The organism is Pseudoxanthobacter sp. M-2 (assembly GCF_046156265.1).
Classification (GTDB): domain Bacteria; phylum Pseudomonadota; class Alphaproteobacteria; order Rhizobiales; family Segnochrobactraceae; genus CAMDHY01.
Map to the genome: position 1 here is coordinate 1 of NZ_JAWDIR010000039.1, position 1,517 is coordinate 1,517.

Consider the following 1,517-nt stretch of genomic DNA (forward strand, 5'->3'; position numbering starts at 1 on the left):
AAGCTGGTCGTACGCGAGGACGAGGCTGCCTCGGTCCGATTCATCTTCGACCGCTTCGTGAAGCTTGGTTCGATCATTCTGCTCATGCGGGAACTGACGGCTGCGGGAATCCGTAGTCGCCGCGGGCATCGCCTCGACAAGGGCTCGCTCTACAAGCTGCTGAACAACCGGGTCTACATCGGCGATGCCGTCCACAAGGGCGTCGCCTATCCCGGCGAGCATCAGGCCATCATCGGCCCCGACCTCTGGAGCCGAGTCCACGCCATCATGGGTGAGAGCCCGCGGACGCGGGCGAACAAGACCCGGCTCTCCGGACCCTCGCTGCTGCGCGGCCTCATCTTCTCGCCGAACGGTGACGCGATGTCGCCGAGCCACACCCGGAAGGGCGATCGGCTCTACCGATACTACGTCACGCAGTCGGTGCTGAAGCGCGGACCGGAGACCTGCCCGGTGCGGCGTCTGCCCGCAGCAGAGATCGAGGCGGCGGTGGTAGAGCAGCTTCGCGGCCTTTTGCGCGCACCGGAGCTGATCGTCCGGACGTTGATGGCGGCGAGGCAGCACGACGACCGGATCACCGAGGCGGAAGTCCGCGAGGCCTTCGAGCGGCTCGACCCGACCTGGGACGAGTTATTCCCCGCCGAGCAGGCGCGGCTCGTCCAGCTGCTGGTCGAGCGGGTTGACGTGAAGACGGACGGCATCACCATCCGGCTTCGCACCGGTGGCCTGACGGCGCTGCTCGCGGAGCTTCGCTCCCCCATCGACCGGCGGGAGGCTGCCTGATGGCAAAGGGTACAATCCACAGCGACGCCGGCTCGCTCACCGTCACCGTGCCGATGACGTTCAGGAAGCGCGGCGGGCGGAAACTCGTCATCTCTCCGACTGGGGCCGACGCGTGGGCGCCACCGCGGGCTCGCGTCGACAACGCGATGGTGAAGGCACTCGCTCGGGCCCATCGCTGGCACAAGATGCTGGATGCTGGGCGGTTCCAAACGGTGCGAGACCTCGCAGAGGCCGAGAACATCAACCCGTCCTACGTGGCGCGCGTCCTCCGCCTGACCCTGCTCGCGCCCGACGTCGTCGAGGCGATCCTCGATGGACGGCATGATCCGGAGCGCGTCACGCTTGACCGTCTGATGGAGCCGTTCCCGGTGACGTGGAGCGAGCAGGGTCTTTGACCGCGGCCGGACGGCTGCTTCGCGCCCATTGTTGGCGTTGATGCCCGGTTATATTTAATCGCTCGACAGGGCAGAAGGCGGGTTCTCTCTTTGTGAGCGTTCGACCCAGGGACTCTCTGGCGGGGACAAGGACACCCGTTCTCGCTTTCGCTCAGACCAAGTTTTCTTGGCTGCTACGCCGAGAAGCTGTATTCTTTCTAAGCCGAGTGCATCCGCGCTAAGCACGGGGTCAGCGGAGGATCAAGTTGGACTTTTCGGTCGTGGCGCCATCGCGCAACACACCAAGTGCCGCTACTACAGTAGTGCTTCAGCAGGATCGTTGGGACGACTTCGGGTATAAGA

General features: G+C 65.0%; 2 protein-coding genes. Both read left to right on the forward strand.

The genetic code is table 11. From position 1 onward, the window contains the following. A partial coding sequence (locus RUR49_RS17620) for a recombinase family protein (protein WP_409147713.1) occupies positions 1-780 on the forward strand: 780 nt, incomplete at its 5' end. Next, a complete protein-coding gene (locus tag RUR49_RS17625; RefSeq protein WP_409147714.1) occupies positions 780-1,175 on the forward strand; it encodes a hypothetical protein in 396 nt (131 codons plus the stop codon). The genes RUR49_RS17620 and RUR49_RS17625, both read left to right, overlap by 1 nt. The last annotated feature ends 342 nt before the right edge of the window (positions 1,176-1,517 follow it).

Coding starts and splice junctions, on each gene's coding strand:
- RUR49_RS17625 (WP_409147714.1), top strand. CDS start 780: ATGGCAAAGGGTACAATCCACAGCGACGCCGGCTCGCTCACCGTCACC.